Source organism: Amycolatopsis sp. NPDC004368, assembly GCF_053602515.1.
Genome location: NZ_JBSGDT010000035.1, coordinates 26,911 through 42,512, shown reverse-complemented (window position 1 = coordinate 42,512; position 15,602 = coordinate 26,911). Strand labels below are relative to the sequence as shown.

Sequence of the window (15,602 nt, the reverse complement as noted above, 5' to 3'; positions counted from 1 at the left end):
ACAGTGATCTTTGCCCACAGTCGAGCGCGGTGTCCTGGCTGTGTCGCACACCTGGATGGCCGGCGGGACGCCGTGTCGCGTCCTTACGGTCTTGCTGTACGGGGAGGGTTCGGTGTCCTTCGTCGGGCGGCGCGCCATAGCCTTGCGGTATGGCAAATGCTCTTCGCTACGGGGAGATCCCGAGCGTGTCTGTTGGCGATACGTTCGCGAATTACGACGAGATGAACGCTGCCGGCGTCCACCGTGCATCCCAAGGGGGCATCTCAGGCGGCAGAGACGGCGCTGACTCAATCGTTGTGAACGGTGGGTATCCCGATGATCACGACGAGGGGCGACGAGATCATCTACACAGGTCAGGACGGTAGAGCTCCAAACTCGCGTACACGCCACGTTGCGGACCAACAGCTGGTACTCGGCAATGCAGGGCTGAAGCGGGCCTACGAAGAGCGCCAGCCTGTCCGCGTGATCCGCGGCTCAAACGGCGACGAGCGATTCTCGCCCCCGACCGGTTACCGGTACGAAGGCCTCTTCGGCATCACCGAGATGTGGCCGGAGGTCCGGGAGCAAGACGGCTTCCGCATCTGGCGGTTTCGGCTGGTCAAGCTCGGAACGGAGGCAGAGGCGGCGCCTACGTCGGATCCCGATGAGGCCGAAGACGACAACGTCTCGTGGACTGGTGGACACCGGACGTCGTTGGTCAAGGTCCGCCGCGGTCAGCGGGAGTTCCGGGCTGGCCTGCTGGAGAAGTACGGCCTTAACTGCGCTGTCACTGTCCCCGCGCCCCAAGCAGATCTTGCAAGCCGCCCACCTGAGGGCGTTCGCCGAGCATGGGACCCACAAGCGTAGGGAGGGGCTTCTCCTCCGGATAGACATCCACGGTCTGTTCGACGCTGGCCTCCTCGCGGTCGACACGGCGTACAACACGGTCGTCGTGGCGCCAAGCTTGCGGACGAACGCCACGTACGGCGCGCTCGCTGGCGCTGCGCTTGCGGTTCCGGATGTCTGATGCCGGACCGAACTGCGCTAGATGACCACCACCGAGCGGCTCGGGCGCGATGGGCCCTCGAAGAATGACCAGACCGCAGTACCCCCTATTTGCCCCCCGAGGGACCAGGTAGGCCGCTCGTTCGCAGGTCACAGGTTACGGAGCCTCTCGTCTGTAAATCAGACGGCTCAGCCTTCGGGGGTTCGAATCCCTCACCTGCCACACCAGCCAAATCACCCCCGTGACCAGCGTCAACAGGTCACGGGGGTGATCTCGTCTTGTCCGATGGCGACCGGGGCTTTCTCCAGCACAGTTGCCCAGGGGGTCACCACATGTCCAAGCGCTTCCTCCTGCTCACCGCCACCGCCGTTGCCGCGCTCGGCCTGACCGCATGCGGCACCAACGTGCCGCCCGCCAACGCGGGCCCCGGCCGCGTGCACCCGGAGATCGCGCCCATCACACCGCCGGCCGCCGCACCGGCGACCGGGGCACCCACCCACCTGGAGACGAAGCTCGGTCAGCCGGCCAGAATCAACACCAGGGACGGCAGCGAAGCGGCCGACTTCTGGATCACGAAAATCAGCGTGGACCCGAAGTGCGACCCCGACGGCCGGCGTGAGGTGGGCGGCAGGCACACGATCGTCCTGGACATCACCGTGAAGACCCACACCGACAAGGTCGCGGGACAGCGATTGAGCCCGTTCAGAACCCTGCCCGGCGGGATCAACCCGTTCTCGCTCTCGACCACTGGCCGCACCGGGGACGTAAGACGGATCGACACGGACGGGTGCGTGACGGCGCTCAAGGAGCTGCCGTCGCTGTATGTGCCTGGCCACACGTACACGGGGCAGCTCGCGTTCGCAACGCCGGACAAGAGCGGCAAGCTCCTGGTGACCGAGAGCTCCGGTTACTTTCAAGCCGGCGGGTGGGAATGGTCGTACTGACAAATCACCGCAACGCGAACCTTTTCGCCTGGTGCGTGGCGCAAGCCCCGCAGATTTGTTAACGCCACCGCTACCAGCCGGCCCAACGCCATTCCTCAACATGCGGAGCAAGCTCCGCCGCCACCGTGCCACCCAGGGCGACCGTGCCCTCATGGGACGCGTAAGCGAGCCAGTCGAGTGTCTCGTCGATCCACGTCCCCTCGGCGCCGGTGTAGGTGAGTTCGAGCAGGTCGGGTTCCAGCAGGTACTCGGGCCCGCGCTCGCGCAGCTCGACCACCCGCGGCCGGCCCAGCCGACGGAGCGCGAGCCGGACCAGGTCGGCTCCCGGGCCGTCCCACATGACTTCTGCGCGCAGGACCAACACGTCCGCCGGAACGGGGCCGGCCACCATGGGGTGCCAAGCGAGGTCGCTCGGGAGGCCCCACCGCGACGCCAGCCGTCGGCGCCAATCGGTGGACTCGTCCGGGCTCAGCACCCGCCGGTACCCCAGCGGCTCGGCGGTGAGGGGCGCGCCGTACATCCAGCTGGAGACCGTACGAGCGAACCGCCGGCGCTCCGCAGCCTCCAAGTCGCTGCCCCGCGGATCGGTGAACGGCGATTGTGCCTTCTCGGCCGCGCGCACCAAGGCGTCAGAAAGCGCGGGGGCGGGCGGGAGATCGTCGGGATCAAGCCGCTCGACCTCGACCAGCATCGCGGCCACCACGTTGTACTGCGGGAAAACCCACTTCGCTTCGAGGGAGTAACCGCCACTCGCCCGGCCCTGGTCGGGAATTCCGGCGTACCGGTCGACGAGCTCGGCGTACCGATCCATCAGGTACCGACGTGCCGTCGAATGCAGTTGCGCGGACTCCACGCCCGGGATTCTCGCGCACGCCCGGCGCCCTCGACGACCGCACCACCGCACTCACGCGGCTCGCCCGCCTGCCGGAGGCCCTCGAGCGCCGCCGTCAGGTCGTGATCGACATCGACATCCAATTACGACCAAACCAAACGATGCTCGGCCGCGTGGAGGCGCCGCCCCGAGACCAGGGGGCCGATATGAGTTTCAGTCTCGCCGTGTGGTTCGCGCCCGCGACCATGAGCGCAGCCGACGCCGCCACCACCCGCACCGACGTCCCCTCCCTCGACGACGTCGCGGAGGCATTCACCGGCTTCGCCACCGGCGACACCACCTGGCGCACCGGCTTCGAGTGGCGCAAGCTCGACTTCTGATCGATCCACAGCAGACAGACCACAGTGGACCGAAACACGTGAAAGGCCCCCGTCTCCACAAGGGAAACGGGGGCCAGACATCCATGATCAAGCGGCGGCGGGCACTTCCGACGAAGCCGGCGTCAACGCCAACTCCAGCACCTCACGGACGTTCGCCACAGCGTGAACGTCCAGCTGCGACAACACCTCCGCCGGCACGTCGTCCAGATCCGGCTCGTTGCGCTGCGGGATGATCACGGTCTTCATCCCCGCCCGGTGCGCGGCAAGCAGCTTCTGCTTGACCCCACCGATCGGCAGCACGCGACCGGTCAGCGAAACCTCGCCGGTCATCGCCACGTCCGCCCGGACCACGCGGCCCGAGAGCAGCGAGGCGAGCGCCGTCGTCATGGTGACGCCGGCCGAGGGGCCGTCCTTCGGCACCGCGCCCGCGGGGACGTGCACGTGGATGCCGCGGTCCTTCAGGTCGCTGACGGGCAGTTCGAGCTCCGCGCCGTGCGAGCGCAGGTACGAGAGCGCGATCTGCACCGACTCCTTCATCACGTCGCCGAGCTGGCCGGTGAGCTGCAGGCCCGTCGAGCCGCTCTCGGGGTCGTTCAGCGACGCCTCGATGTAGAGCACGTCACCGCCGGCGCCCGTCACGGCCAGGCCCGTTGCCACGCCGGGGATCGACGTGCGCTGGGTCGAGGTCGGCAGCGACGACTCCGGCACGTGGCGCGGGCGGCCCAGGTAGGTCTCCAGGTCCGAAGCACCAACAGCCACCGGCAGGGAAACCTGGTCCAGCGCCACCTTCGTCGCGATCTTGCGCAGCAGCTTGGCGATCGTCCGGTTCACGTCGCGCACGCCCGCCTCGCGGGTGTACTCGGCGGCGATCCGGCTGAACGCCTCGTCGGCGATCACCACGTCGCCGGACGTGAGGCCGGCGCGCTCCAGCTCGCGCGGGAGCAGGTGGTCACGGGCGATCGTCACCTTCTCGTGCTCGGTGTAGCCGTCGAGGGTGACGAGTTCCATGCGGTCGAGCAGCGGGCCGGGGATGGTCTCCAGCGCATTGGCCGTCGCGAGGAACACGACGTCGGACAGGTCGAGCTCCACCTCGAGGTAGTGGTCGCGGAACGTGTGGTTCTGCTCCGGGTCCAGCACCTCCAGCAACGCCGCCGTCGGGTCGCCGCGGTAGTCGGCGCCGACCTTGTCGATCTCGTCGAGCAGCACGACCGGGTTCATCGAGCCGGCCTCCTTGATGGCCCGCACGAGACGGCCGGGCAGCGCGCCGACGTACGTCCGACGGTGTCCGCGGATCTCCGCCTCGTCCCGGATACCGCCCAGGGCGACGCGCACGAACTTGCGCCCCATGGCCTTCGCCACGGACTCGCCCAGCGACGTCTTGCCGACCCCGGGAGGGCCCGCGAGGGCGAGCACGGCACCCGACCGGCGTCCGCCGACCGGCCCGAGCCCCGACTCCGCGCGACGCTTGCGCACGGCCAAGTACTCGATGATGCGTTCCTTGACGTCGTCGAGGCCCGCGTGGTCCGCGTCGAGCACGGCGCGCGCGGCGGCGATGTCGTAGACGTCCTCGGTGCGTTCGTTCCAAGGCAGCTCCAGCACCGTGTCGAGCCACGTGCGGATCCAGCCGCCCTCGGGCGACTGCTCGGAGGTGCGCTCCAGCTTGTCGACCTCGGCCAGCGCGGCCTTCTTCACGTTGTCGGGCAGGTCGGCGGCCTCGACGCGGGCGCGGTAGTCGTCGTCCTCGGCGGTGCCGTCGAGCTCACCGAGCTCCTTGCGGATCGCCTCGAGCTGGCGGCGCAGCAGGAATTCCTTCTGCTGCTTGTCCATGCCCTCCTGGACGTCCTTGCGGATGGTGTCGGTCACCTCGAGCTCGGCGAGGTACTCCTTGCTCCACTCCATGGCCTTCTCGAGCCGCGTGCTCACGTCGAGCGTGGTGAGCAGCTCGATCTTCTGCTCCGCCTTCAGGTACGGCGCGTTGCCGGACAGGTCGGCCACCGCCGACGGGTCCTCCACCTGCTGGACGGCGTCGATCATCTGCCAGCCACCGCGTTGCTGCAGCAGCGAGATGACCACGGCCTTGTACTCAGACGCGAGCTGCGTCGAACGGTCGTCGGTGAACTCGACGGCCTCGTCGGCGTGGACCCAGCGCGCGGCGCCGGGGCCGTCCGCGATGCGGCCCACCACGGCGCGGCCGGTGCCGCGCAGCAGAACGGCGGCCTTGCCGCCGGGAACCCGGCCGATGCGCTCGACGGTGGCGACCGTGCCCATCTCGGCGTACTCGCCGTGGATGCGGGGGACGATCAGCACTTCGGCCTTGCTGGCCACGCCGGAGCGGATGCCGGGGAACGACGCCGTCGCCGGCGTCTTGGCCTGAGCGGACTCCACCGCGCCCCGGGTCTCGGCGTCGGTGAGGTCGAGCGGGACAACCATGCCCGGCAGCACGACGTCGTCATCGAGCGGGAGAACGGGCAGGAGGCGGGGATCTGACATGTGCACTCCTCGATTAGTTGAGTCTGCCTTGCTCAACTAACCAAGGGGCGGGTTTGTTTCCGACGGAGTGTTCGCTGGCAGCGATCACGCCTTCGTGCTGGTCAGGGGCACGTGGGCCGGGTCACGGCTTCTCGGCCACCCCACACCAGGCGAACGGCCGCGCTTCCGCCTCCACCGCGTTCAGCTCACGCTCCGGCCGCCAGTCCGGCAGGTGCACGATCCCCGGCTCCAGCAACGGCCACCCGCCGAAGAACGGGACGATGTCGTCGCGGTCGCGCATCCACACGGGGTTGCTGGTCTTGCGGTACTGCTCCACGAACCAGCGCAGTCCCTCCAGGGCGGCGCCGGAGCCGTCGCCCTCGCTCATCTGGGAGATGGAGAGCCAGCTGCCCGGTGCGAGGGCGTCGCGGTACTGCTTGACGAGGCCCTCGGGGTCGTCGTCCGGGCCGACGAAGTGCAGGACCGCCATCATCAGCAGGCACACCGGCCGCGAGAAGTCGATGAACTCGCGGGTGACGGGGGCGCGCAGCACGGACTTCGGGTCGCGCATGTCGGCCTGCAGGATGCCGGCCCAGTCGGTGGCGGCCTCTTCTTCGAGGATCAGCGTCGCGTGGGCGACGGCCACGGGCTCGTAATCCACGTACAACACGGTCGCGCGGTCGTCGTCGCCCAGTTCGGCGTCGATGACCTCGTGGACGTTGCCCGCGGTGGGCACGCCCGAGCCGAGGTCCACGAACTGCCGGATCCCGGCGGCCAGCGCGGCGCGAACCGTGCGGTTCATGAACTCGCGGTTCTGCTTCGCGCCCGGGCGCACGAGCGGCCACTGCTGTTCCACGCGCCGGCCGAACTCGCGGTCGACGGCCCAGTTCTGCGTGCCGCCGAGGTACCAGTCGTAGATCCGCGCCGCCGAGGGCTTCTCGGTGTCCACGCCCTCGGGCGCCTTCGGCGCGGCCGCCGGCTGCTCGCTCACGTCGGAACTCCCCTCGTCACGGAACGCCAAGCCTAGCGAGCACGCCCGACGAGCCCCCGACGGCCGCGCGGACCGAGAACTACCGCAGGGCCGGTCGACGCTGCCAGCCCGTCCACAACGGCCGGTACCCCTGCGCGTACCAGAACGGTGTCGACCGCGGATTCGCCGCGGCTGTGTGCAACAACACGACGTCCGCGCCGGCTTCGTCGAAGACCTGGTGAGCGTGGGCCGCCAGCGCCGTGCCGACACCGGCCGACCGCGCCGCCCCGGCCACCGCCAGCGAAGAGAGGTAGCCGATCCTCGACGCGGCCACGCGGTGCTGGATCCACGCCGTCTCGTCGGGCATCTGCAGCACGGCCAGGCCGAGCGCCTTCCCGTACAGCTCGGCGATCCACACCTGCGGCTCCGGTCGCTCCAGCAGCCGCAGCAGCTCCTTGCCCACGAGCTCGTCGATGCCCGGGCGCACGGTGACCCGGCCGAACTGCGAGTCGTATTGCTGCAGTTCCAGCATCAGGCGCACGGCCGTTTCGAGGTCGTCGGGCGTCGCGTGGCGGATGCAGACGCCGGGGGTCGTCGCGGGGCCGGAGGCGGCCATGCGCTGGGCGGGCCGCACCGCGATCACGCCGACGGGCGCGAAGCCGTGGCGCAGCATTTCGGTCACCCCGGCGGTGTCACGGCTGGGCCGGGAGACCACGGCCGAGCACTCGGGATCCCCCGGGCGGGCGATGGTCGACAGGTGTTCATCCCATCGAGTGAGCAGGGCGTCGAGGCCCGCGGCGGGGTCCGGGCCGGCGAGCTGGACCTCGAGCCGGTGCTCGGTCAGCGCCCGCCAGATCGACTGGGAGCTGTCGGGGCCGAGCTCGGTGCTGGTGGCCAGACCGGCGGCCGTCGTGTCCCCGACCTGCACCGACAGGAGGGTGGCGTCGTCGTGGACTTCGAAGGGGAGTGGCGCGGGGAGCAGCGCGTCCACCGTGGCGATGCGTGCCGCGTGCCCGGTGGCTGTCACGTCGTTGTGCATGTACTTCATTGTCGCCCCGCAGGACTCGGCAGAACCCCTGAACACACCCCAGGACGACAGATCAGGCACGAACGGGGAGTTTCACTCCTTGGTCCACGCAGGTCAGCGCCACACGCCCATTGTTAACCCTGGGGTGATCTCCTACTGTCTCGAAAGGGACACGGGTACGCCCTCCGGGGTACGGTATGGCCCTTGTCCACACCTGACGTCACGGACGAGCGCGACCGGTGGGCAGCCGGGAAGGAAGGTCGGATGCCGGACAGCAACGGCAGGCCTGATGCCGCCCCACGGGCGAAGCAGGGCAAGGGGGGCGCCGTTTCCGGGACCTTCACCGAGGCCCGAACGGACGAACGCCGGTTCCGCATCTACACCTTCGCCGTTCTCGGCCTGGGTCTGGTCACCGCGTTCGCGGTCGGTTCCTGGTTGCCCTTCCACGGTTCGGCCAAGCTCTGGTGGATCGGCCCGGTCCTCGCGCTCGCGTTCCTGCTCGCCGAACAGCTGGGCATCAACGTCGACGTCCGAAGCGGCATTTCGTGGACGATCTCGTTCACAGAAATTCCCCTGGTAATCGGTTTCTTCGTCGCGCCGTTCGAGGTCGTGCTGGCTGCGCACCTGGTCGCGGGCATCGGCACCCTGCTGGCCCGCAAGGTCGCCGGACGGGTCCTCTACAACGCGGGCGCGTTCCTGCTCGAGATCACCGGTGCGTTCGCCGTCGCCGGGCTCGTGAAGCAGGCGGTGGGCGGCGACGAGGCCATGCCGTGGGTCGCCGCGCTCGCCGGCACGCTCACCGCGCCGCTGGTCAGCACGCTGCTGGCGCTGGCCGCCGTGCGCGTGCTGCGCCGCCGCATGCGCGTGAGCACCGCCATCCGCCTCACCGGCCGCATCCTCGTGGTGGGCTTCGTGAACGCGTCGGTGGGCCTGAGCGGTTACCTCGTGATCGCGAGCACCCCGCAGGCGTGGCCGCTGGTGCTGGCCGTGTTCCTCGGTCTCACCGCGCTGTACTGGGCCTACTCCGACCTCCTGCGCGAGCAGCGGGACATGGAGGCGCTGTCCGACGTGAGCCTCATGGTCGCGCGGTCGGGCCAACAGGCCGCCGCGCGTCCGGCCGGGCGCGCCGACGAGCTCGTGGGCGGCGTCGACGTGCGCGAGTGGGCCACGATCGCCGAGCGCATCAAGGACCAGCTGGCCGCCGGCCGCGTCGTGCTGCGGCTGCGCCTGGAGGCCAAGGACACCATGCGCGTGGTCGTGGCGGGCGACGAGCTGCCGCCCGTCGACCCGGGTGCGGACGACCCGCTGCAGCGCCTGCCCGGCGCCCACGTGCGCCACTTCCGCATCACCGAGGCCAACCCCGACGTCCGCGCGGCGCTGCTCAACCGCGGCGCGCAGGAAGCGCTCGTGGTGCCGCTGCGCAGTGCCAACCAGCTGCTGGGTGTCGTCGAGGCCCACGACCGGCTCTCCCGCTGGCGCGGCTTCGGCAAGTACGACGTGCAGCTGCTCGGCACGATGGCCAGCCACCTCGCCACGTCGCTCGACAACCGCCGGCTGCTCGCGACCCTGCGCCACGACGCCTACCACGACCCGCTCACCGGCCACCTCAACCGGCCGGGCTTCCAGCAGGTCGCCAAGGAGCCGCTGCGCGACTTCGCCAACGCCGTGGTGCTGCGCATCGACCTCGACGTCTTCTCCACCGTCAGCGACGCGCTGGGCTACTCGTGGGCCGACCGCATGGTGATCGCCGCGGGCCGCCGGATCCGCGACGCGCTGGGCCCGGACGTGCCGCTCGCCCGCCTCGAAGGCGCCTCCTTCGCGGCCCTGCTCGTGGGCTGCACGCCGGAAAACGCCCACGCCGCGGCCGAACGCCTGCGCGTGCAGCTCTCGGCGCCCTACCCCGTCGACCGCCTTTCGGTCGAGGCCAACGCGATGATCGGCTACGCCACCGCGTCGGCCGAGGAGGGCGGCGAGCCCGTGGACGTCGACGGCCTGCTGCAGCGCGCCGACGTCGCCGTGCGCGCCACCCGCGGCGGCGAAGAGGTGCGCGGCTACGTACCCAGCATGGGCCAGATCTTCCTGCGCCGCTTCCAGATGGTCACGCAGTTCCGCCAGTCGCTGGAAGACGGCCACGTCTCCGTGCACTACCAGCCGAAGATCACGCTGCCCAACCGTCAGGTGCAGGGCGTCGAGGCGCTGGTGCGCTGGGTGCACCCGGAGTTCGGCCGGCTCGGGCCGGACGAGTTCGTGCCCGCCATCGAGGCGGCCGGCCTGATCGGGGTGCTGACGTCGTTCGTGCTGGAGGCGTCGCTCAAGCGCGTGCGCAAGTGGCTGGACGAGGGCCTGCGCATCTCCGCGGCCGTGAACCTGTCCGTGCGCAACTTGGCCGACGAGGACTTCCCGGCGAAGGTGCAGCGCGAGCTGGAGCGCTACGACGTGCCGCCCGAGCTGCTCACGTTCGAGCTCACGGAGTCCGGCGTGATGTCCGACCCGCAGAAGGCCCTGCCGATCCTGCGGGAGCTGCACTCGCTGGGCATCGTGCTCGCCGTGGACGACTTCGGCACGGGGTACTCGTCACTGGCGTACCTGCGCCAGCTGCCGGTGGACCAGGTGAAGATCGACAAGAGCTTCGTGCTGGGCATGGGCACCGATCTCGGCGACCTGGCCGTGGTGCGGTCGATCGTCGAGCTGGGGCACTCGCTGGGCCTCACGGTGGTCGCCGAAGGCGTCGAGGAGGACGTCGCGCGGGATCAGCTCGAGGCCATGGGGTGTGACGTTGCCCAGGGGTACCTGATCTCGCGTCCGCTGCCGGAGGACCGGCTGGAGGCGTGGCTGCAGGCCCGCACGGCACGGTCGCCCGGCCGCCACTCGGAGACGGTGCTGACCCTGTTGACCTGAGGTTTTGCTTTAAGGGGACCCGGGTGCACAGCCGGGTGAACCCCCTTGCTAATCTTTCCAAGTCCTCGCGAGAGGCAGGCCCCTTTAGCTCAGTCGGCAGAGCGTCTCCATGGTAAGGAGAAGGTCTACGGTTCGATTCCGTAAAGGGGCTCGCGAGTTGGGCGAGCTATGCTTGCGGGAAACGCAAGCCTAGCTCGCTTCGCGGCGTCCATCTGGGGGTCGAACCCCCAGGCCCCCGCCAAGGGGCTCCGCCCCCTGGACCCCAGTGGGTTGAGTTAGGCAGGGTGGGCGTTGGTTACGGCGGTGTAGCTCAGTTGGCAGAGCAAGCGGCTCATAATCGCTGTGTCGCCGGTTCAAGTCCGGCCACCGCTACGCAGCTGAGGGGATTGTGCTCGCAGAACGCGCGAGCCACAGCCGCTCCGCTTGAACCCTGGGGGTCGAACCCCCAGACCCCCGCCAGGGGGCAAGCCCCCTGGACCCCCGCACCGCGCGGTTAGCGGCGCGGGTGCGGGTTCGGTACTGAGAGAGAAGGAAACGCTGTGGCTGCCACCGACGTGCGACCCAAGATCACGCTGGCGTGCGAAGAGTGCAAGCACCGCAACTACATCACCAAGAAGAACCGGCGCAACGACCCGGACCGCTTGGAGATGAAGAAGTTCTGCCCGAACTGCGGTACGCACCGGACTCACAAAGAGACCCGCTGACGTAGCGGTTCTCGTCCAGCTTCGAACAGCCGTCCCGGCCTCCCGCCGGGACGGCTTTTCGCTGTTCGGGGCGACCTTTCAGGGGCGCGCCGAGCGTCGGCTAGCCTCGGCGGGTGCCTTTGGACCAGTCGTTCACCGGACGGAGCTACCCGCCCGCCGGCCAGTACGCGGTGAGCCGCGAGAAGATCCTGGAGTTCGCCGACGCGATCGGTGACCCCAACCCCCTCTACCGCGACCCGGAGGCGGCCCGCGCGGCCGGCCACCCGGACGTGGTCGCGCCCCCGACGTTCCTCACGATCCTGAACCTGCCCAAGGTCAACGGGATCGTCGCGGACCCGGAGCTCGGGCTCGACTACTCGCGCATGGTCCACGGCGACCAGGGCTTCACCTACGAGCGCCCGGTGTACGCGGGCGACGTGCTGGAAATCGGCGCGAAGATCGAGAACATCATGGCGCGCGCCGGCAACGACTTCCTCACCGTCAGCGCCCGGATCACCGACGCCGACGGCAAACTGGTCTGCACCACCCGGGCCCAGCTCGTGGTGCGAGGGGAGGACGCGTGAACGTCGGCGACGAACTGCCCCCGATCGAGGTCCGCGTCACGCGCGAGCAGCTGGTCCGCTACGCGGGCGCCGCGCTCGACTTCAACCCGATCCACTGGAACGAGCGCTTCGCCAAGGAAGTCGGCCTGCCCGACGTGATCGCCCACGGCATGCTCACCATGGCGCTCGCGGGCCGCGTCGTCAGCGACTGGCTCGGCGACCCCTCGCGCCTACTGGACTTCAGCGCCCGCTTCACCCGCCCCGTCGTGGTGCCCGACGACGCCGAGGGCGCCTTCGTGCAGCTCAGCGGCAAGGTCGGCGCGATCTCGGAGGACGGTGTCGCCCGCGTGGACCTGGTCGTGAAGTACGACGGCAAGGCCGTGCTGGGCAAGCCGCAGGCGCTCATCCGCGTCTGACGCGGCGCAGCGCCGCCGGGTCACGGCCCGCTTCGCCGGCCGCCTGCGTGCTGGTCGTCCACATCCCGGTCAGCACTTCGTCCATGTCGGGGAAGTACGCCGGCAGCCAGCCGTCGGCGATCCGGCCGACGCGGTGCAGGGCCGCCGGTGCCGCCGCACCGAGCCGGATCGGCGGGCCCGGCCGCTGCGCCGAGGTCAGCGAAAAGGTGGACTTCCGGGATGTGCCATCGCGCGCTTTCGTGCCCGACCGGGCCGTCGGTCCAGATCTTGCGCAGGACTTCGATCTGCTCCTCCCGGCGCTCGCCGCGGCGAGGGCGACGAACGGGTCGCCGAAGTGCAGGAGCTCCTGGGGGAAGGGGTTCTCCGCGGTGCCGGAGCCGGGGTAGTGGTCCGACGGCGCGAGCGGCTTGATCACGCGGTCGCTCACCCACGGGGACGCGTAGCCGATCTCTTCCGCCTTGGCGTCATCTCACCTCTGTGAGCCGGGACTGCGGACGAGCGTGACACGGTCGGTGCGCCAGACCGGTTCACCGCCCGCTGCCCGAAAGGCCAGGCCGGGCTGCCTCAGCTCACCACCGACTCGACGGCCGCCGCCATGCCCGCCTCGCCCCGCGCGTTGGGGTGCAGCGGGGCGGCGGCCGACGTCGGCACCAGGCCCTCGACCCAGCGCGTGCCCGAGCCCGTGCACACGTCGTGGCCCTTGCTCGGGTCCGCCGTGTCGGCGTACCCGGCGTCGTGGGCCTTGGCCTGGTCTTCGAGCACGTCGTTGAGGTGCTTCAGCGAATCCCGCAGGTACGCCACATCGCCGGAGCCGACGGGCAGCGCGGGCCAGCAGACGCCGCCGTCGGGCAGCACGGTCGGGTAGCCCACCACCACGACGCGGGCCTTCGGGGCCTGGGCGTGGATCTTGTCGAGCACCGCGCCGACCTTGCCCGCCACCGCGTCGATGCGGTCGGCGAGCTGGTCGTGGCCGCCCGCGGTGAGGCGGTCGTGGCAGGGCGCGCCGTCGCGGTTCGTGGTCGCGCAGCTGGGCGCCAGCGCGATGAAGCCGACGTCGTTGCCGCCGATCCCGAGCGTCACCAGCGTGGTGGCCGACGTCACGGAATCCAGCTGCGGCGGGTTCGTGCCGTTGTGGGTCGACTGGGAGCCCGTGAGGTCCGACGTGGTGGCGCCGCTGCAGCTGACGTCCACGAACTGCGCCGGCTTGATCTTCGCGGCCACCAGGTGCGGGTAGTTGTTGTCCGAACGGTCGCAGCCCGCGGGCGTGCCCGCCGCGCGGCCCGTGCGCGGGGCCGAGGTGTAGGAGTCGCCGAGTGCCACGTAGCGGCCCGTGCCGCCCCCGGTGGCCGCGCCCGACGGCGGCTCGGTCGACGACCCGTGCCTCGACTTGTAGTACCCCACGCCGAGCAGCGCGACCACGACCACCAGGATCAGCAGTCCGCACCCGCCGCTCTTCTTCGCCGCCACCTGATCGTTTCTACCGGTCCGCGACCCGCGTGACGACGGGTATCCGGGTGACCCCTACCGGTCGACGGCGGCGCGCAGCTCGGCGGCGAGCTCCAGCGCGTGGTCCGGGCTGTCGGCGATGTAGTGCAGGTCCACGAACACCTCGGTGAACCCCTCGTCGGCCACGCCCTTCACCGCGGATGCGACATCCGTCAAGGTCACCACGGGCGTGCCCTCGCGCGGGTTGATCCGCAACGGGCGGCGCAGCGCCGCCGGATCGCGCCCGGCCTCGGTGGCGGCCGCGCTGATCACGGACCACATCCGGTGCAGGTACTGCGGCGGCATCAGCGTGGGCAGCCATCCGTCGGCGGTCGTGCCGACGCGGCGCAGGGACCGTTCGGACCAGCCGCCGACCAGGATGGGCGGATGCGGGTTCTGCGCGGGCCGCAGGCCGAGGTGGGAGTCGGGAATCTGCCAGCGCTCGCCGTCGTGGCCGGCCGGGTCGGCGGTCCAGAGCGCGCGCACGGCCTCGATGAGCTCGTCGAGGCGGCCACCGCGCCCGGCCCACGGTGCGCCGGCCGCGGTGTACTCGTCGCGCAGCCAGCCGAGGCCGAACCCGGCGTCGAGGCGGCCGCCCGAGAGCAGGTCGAGCGACGTGAGCGTGCGGGCGAGCAGCACGGGCGAGTAGACGGGCGCCGAGAGCGTGCTCATGCCCAGCCGCGCGGTGCGCGTGGCGCCGGCGGCGGCGGTCAGCGCGACGAACGGATCGACGAAGTGGATGAACTCCGGCGGGTACGGGCGCTCGGGTGTCCCGCCGCCCGGGTACAGGTCCGACGGCTCGACCGGCGTGAGCACCCGGTCACCGACCCACAGCGAAGCGTAGCCGAGCTCCTCGGCCGCGGCGGCGAATCCGGCGATGGCGGTGGGATCGGCGAGCTTGCCGTACTGCGGCAGGGCGAGTCCGAGTCGCAACGCGGTCACCGGGCCTCCTCGGGGACGACTTTCCTTGGGGGACAACGAAGATCACGCACCGGCTCGCGGCCCTCGCTGTGCCGCGTGGGAATTTTCCCGTCGCCGCCGGGATTTAACTGGTGGGGCAAGGATTTCCGGTGGCCTCGCGAGTGCGGCTCGATGCCGCGTTCACCGACCGCGGAATGGGCTTCGACCACCGGGCGGACGGTCGTTTCCCGATTAATCGCGGACGGGCGCATGCGGCCATCCTGGCACGGCGCGGCGGCGCGTGCCGGTCACGTTCCCGGCTCGCTCGACCAGGGCGCCGGGGGGCCGGTGCGGGCCCACCCGACGAACGAGGGGGGCGCGGTTGCGGGCCCCGATCAGGCTTGCCGTAGACTTCGGAACTCGGAACGCACTACGGTCATCCCCGCCGGATGGTGGGGACGATGGAATGCGTCCTCCGGAGCATGGGAAACCAGGCTCCACAGGGGTGTAGCTCAATTGGCAGAGCAGCGGTCTCCAAAACCGCAGGTTGCAGGTTCAAGTCCTGTCACCCCTGCGTACGGGTACTGGTGGAGCGGAGGAGTGGTCGTGAGCGACAGCGACGCCAGCGGCGAGCACGAGCAGGACGAGTCGGGCAAGACGCCCGGGGTCGAGTCCCGCCCGGCGACCGCCGCGGCTCGGCGCGAGCGCCGCGCTTCCGCCCGCCCGTCCGGCAAGTCCGAGGCGCGATCGGGCGGCACGCGTCCGTCCGGCAAGGCGGGCGACAAGGTCGCGAAGCCCGCCGCCGACGCCAAGGGCGCGCCGACCCCGAAGCGTGACCAGAAGCCGAAGAAGGCGTCGGTCTTCGCGCGGATCATGCGGTTCATCCGCGAGGTCTGGGCGGAGCTGCGCAAGGTCATCTGGCCCAACCGCAAGCAGATGGTCACCTACACCGCAGTCGTGCTGGTGTTCGTGGTGTTCATGGTGGCCCTCGTGAGCGGCCTCGACCTGGCCTTCAAGCAGGTCATCGGGCTGGTCTTCGGCTGACGCCGG

The 15,602-nt window shown here is 70.3% G+C and carries 17 protein-coding genes and 3 tRNA genes; 13 read left to right on the top strand and 7 right to left on the bottom strand.

Annotated elements, in window-relative coordinates:
- Positions 1-149: 149 nt before the first annotated feature.
- The 4 genes from ACWEOE_RS34020 (at position 150) to ACWEOE_RS34005 (ending at position 1,929) form a co-directional block, all read left to right on the top strand.
- Positions 150-365 carry a YDG/SRA domain-containing protein gene (locus ACWEOE_RS34020; RefSeq protein ID WP_452016502.1) on the top strand — a complete coding sequence of 72 codons (216 nt, stop codon included), beginning with the start codon at positions 150-152 and terminating at the stop codon, positions 363-365.
- Positions 316-846 (top strand): YDG/SRA domain-containing protein, encoded by a 531-nt coding sequence (locus ACWEOE_RS34015; protein ID WP_452016500.1) that lies wholly within the window; start codon positions 316-318, stop codon positions 844-846. The genes ACWEOE_RS34020 and ACWEOE_RS34015 overlap by 50 nt, the downstream gene beginning before the upstream one ends.
- Positions 731-1,006, top strand: coding sequence for an HNH endonuclease (locus ACWEOE_RS34010; protein WP_452016591.1), 276 nt, complete (start codon positions 731-733; stop codon positions 1,004-1,006). Before ACWEOE_RS34015 ends, ACWEOE_RS34010 begins: the two co-directional genes overlap by 116 nt.
- Positions 1,007-1,263: 257 nt before the next feature.
- Positions 1,264-1,929: a hypothetical protein gene (locus tag ACWEOE_RS34005; protein WP_452016498.1), complete on the top strand. Its 666-nt coding sequence runs from the start codon at positions 1,264-1,266 to the stop codon at positions 1,927-1,929.
- Between the two features lie 70 nt (positions 1,930-1,999).
- Here ACWEOE_RS34005 and ACWEOE_RS34000 read toward each other — a convergent pair whose 3' ends face one another.
- Entirely contained in the window at positions 2,000-2,782 is a 783-nt protein-coding gene (locus tag ACWEOE_RS34000) for a hypothetical protein (protein WP_452016496.1), read from the bottom strand.
- Positions 2,783-2,883: 101 nt separating this feature from the next.
- Between ACWEOE_RS34000 and ACWEOE_RS33995 the strand changes: the two genes are divergently transcribed.
- A complete protein-coding gene (locus tag ACWEOE_RS33995; RefSeq protein WP_452016494.1) occupies positions 2,884-3,141 on the top strand; it encodes a hypothetical protein in 258 nt (85 codons plus the stop codon).
- An 87-nt stretch (positions 3,142-3,228) separates the two neighbouring features.
- Here the strand turns inward: ACWEOE_RS33995 and lon are convergent, their stop codons facing one another.
- The 3 genes from lon to ACWEOE_RS33980 all read right to left on the bottom strand — a co-directional run bounded on the left by lon (position 3,229) and on the right by ACWEOE_RS33980 (position 7,619).
- Complete coding sequence (gene lon / locus ACWEOE_RS33990) at positions 3,229-5,631, bottom strand: endopeptidase La (protein WP_452016492.1); 2,403 nt, start codon at positions 5,629-5,631, stop codon at positions 3,229-3,231.
- A 121-nt stretch (positions 5,632-5,752) separates the two neighbouring features.
- Positions 5,753-6,601 carry an SAM-dependent methyltransferase gene (locus tag ACWEOE_RS33985; RefSeq protein WP_452016490.1) on the bottom strand — a complete coding sequence of 283 codons (849 nt, stop codon included), beginning with the start codon at positions 6,599-6,601 and terminating at the stop codon, positions 5,753-5,755.
- A 79-nt stretch (positions 6,602-6,680) separates the two neighbouring features.
- Positions 6,681-7,619 carry a GNAT family N-acetyltransferase gene (locus ACWEOE_RS33980; protein ID WP_452016488.1) on the bottom strand — a complete coding sequence of 313 codons (939 nt, stop codon included), beginning with the start codon at positions 7,617-7,619 and terminating at the stop codon, positions 6,681-6,683.
- Positions 7,620-7,871: 252 nt separating this feature from the next.
- On the opposite strand from ACWEOE_RS33980, the gene ACWEOE_RS33975 reads away from it, so the two are divergent.
- From ACWEOE_RS33975 to ACWEOE_RS33950, 6 genes are all read left to right on the top strand, one after another.
- A complete protein-coding gene (locus ACWEOE_RS33975; RefSeq protein ID WP_452016486.1) occupies positions 7,872-10,505 on the top strand; it encodes a putative bifunctional diguanylate cyclase/phosphodiesterase in 2,634 nt (877 codons plus the stop codon).
- 78 nt (positions 10,506-10,583) lie between these two features.
- Positions 10,584-10,656: transfer RNA gene (locus tag ACWEOE_RS33970), tRNA-Thr, on the top strand.
- A 148-nt stretch (positions 10,657-10,804) separates the two neighbouring features.
- Positions 10,805-10,877 (top strand) — tRNA-Met (locus ACWEOE_RS33965).
- Between the two features lie 167 nt (positions 10,878-11,044).
- The gene (gene rpmG / locus ACWEOE_RS33960) at positions 11,045-11,209 is read left to right on the top strand and encodes a 50S ribosomal protein L33 (protein ID WP_020668467.1); all 165 of its coding nucleotides are present in this window, start codon (positions 11,045-11,047) and stop codon (positions 11,207-11,209) included.
- Between the two features lie 113 nt (positions 11,210-11,322).
- Complete coding sequence (locus ACWEOE_RS33955) at positions 11,323-11,772, top strand: MaoC family dehydratase N-terminal domain-containing protein (protein WP_452016484.1); 450 nt, start codon at positions 11,323-11,325, stop codon at positions 11,770-11,772.
- On the top strand, positions 11,769-12,167 hold the full coding sequence (locus tag ACWEOE_RS33950) for a MaoC family dehydratase (protein ID WP_452016482.1): 399 nt from the start codon (positions 11,769-11,771) through the stop codon (positions 12,165-12,167). Before ACWEOE_RS33955 ends, ACWEOE_RS33950 begins: the two co-directional genes overlap by 4 nt.
- Here the strand turns inward: ACWEOE_RS33950 and ACWEOE_RS33945 are convergent.
- From ACWEOE_RS33945 to ACWEOE_RS33935, 3 genes are all read right to left on the bottom strand, one after another.
- Complete coding sequence (locus ACWEOE_RS33945; protein ID WP_452016480.1) at positions 12,154-12,594, bottom strand: hypothetical protein; 441 nt, start codon at positions 12,592-12,594, stop codon at positions 12,154-12,156. The genes ACWEOE_RS33950 and ACWEOE_RS33945 overlap by 14 nt on opposite strands.
- A 137-nt stretch (positions 12,595-12,731) precedes the next feature.
- A complete protein-coding gene (locus tag ACWEOE_RS33940; protein WP_452016478.1) occupies positions 12,732-13,634 on the bottom strand; it encodes an SGNH/GDSL hydrolase family protein in 903 nt (300 codons plus the stop codon).
- A 54-nt stretch (positions 13,635-13,688) separates the two neighbouring features.
- The gene (locus ACWEOE_RS33935; protein ID WP_452016476.1) at positions 13,689-14,594 is read right to left on the bottom strand and encodes a TIGR03619 family F420-dependent LLM class oxidoreductase; all 906 of its coding nucleotides are present in this window, start codon (positions 14,592-14,594) and stop codon (positions 13,689-13,691) included.
- A gap of 459 nt (positions 14,595-15,053) precedes the next feature.
- Between ACWEOE_RS33935 and ACWEOE_RS33930 the strand changes: the two genes are divergently transcribed.
- Together ACWEOE_RS33930 and secE are read left to right on the top strand one after the other, a co-directional pair.
- Positions 15,054-15,126: transfer RNA gene (locus tag ACWEOE_RS33930), tRNA-Trp, on the top strand.
- A gap of 32 nt (positions 15,127-15,158) precedes the next feature.
- On the top strand, positions 15,159-15,596 hold the full coding sequence (gene secE, locus ACWEOE_RS33925; RefSeq protein WP_452016474.1) for a preprotein translocase subunit SecE: 438 nt from the start codon (positions 15,159-15,161) through the stop codon (positions 15,594-15,596).
- The last annotated feature ends 6 nt before the right edge of the window (positions 15,597-15,602 follow it).

Excerpts from the sequence above, each read along its gene's own strand:
- ACWEOE_RS34015 (WP_452016500.1), top strand. The coding sequence starts at position 316 with ATGATCACGACGAGGGGCGACGAGATCATCTACACAGGTCAGGACGGT.
- ACWEOE_RS33980 (WP_452016488.1), bottom strand. The coding sequence starts at position 7,619 with ATGCACAACGACGTGACAGCCACCGGGCACGCGGCACGCATCGCCACG.
- ACWEOE_RS33975 (WP_452016486.1), top strand. The coding sequence starts at position 7,872 with ATGCCGGACAGCAACGGCAGGCCTGATGCCGCCCCACGGGCGAAGCAG.
- ACWEOE_RS34020 (WP_452016502.1), top strand. The coding sequence starts at position 150 with ATGGCAAATGCTCTTCGCTACGGGGAGATCCCGAGCGTGTCTGTTGGC.
- lon (WP_452016492.1), bottom strand. The coding sequence starts at position 5,631 with ATGTCAGATCCCCGCCTCCTGCCCGTTCTCCCGCTCGATGACGACGTC.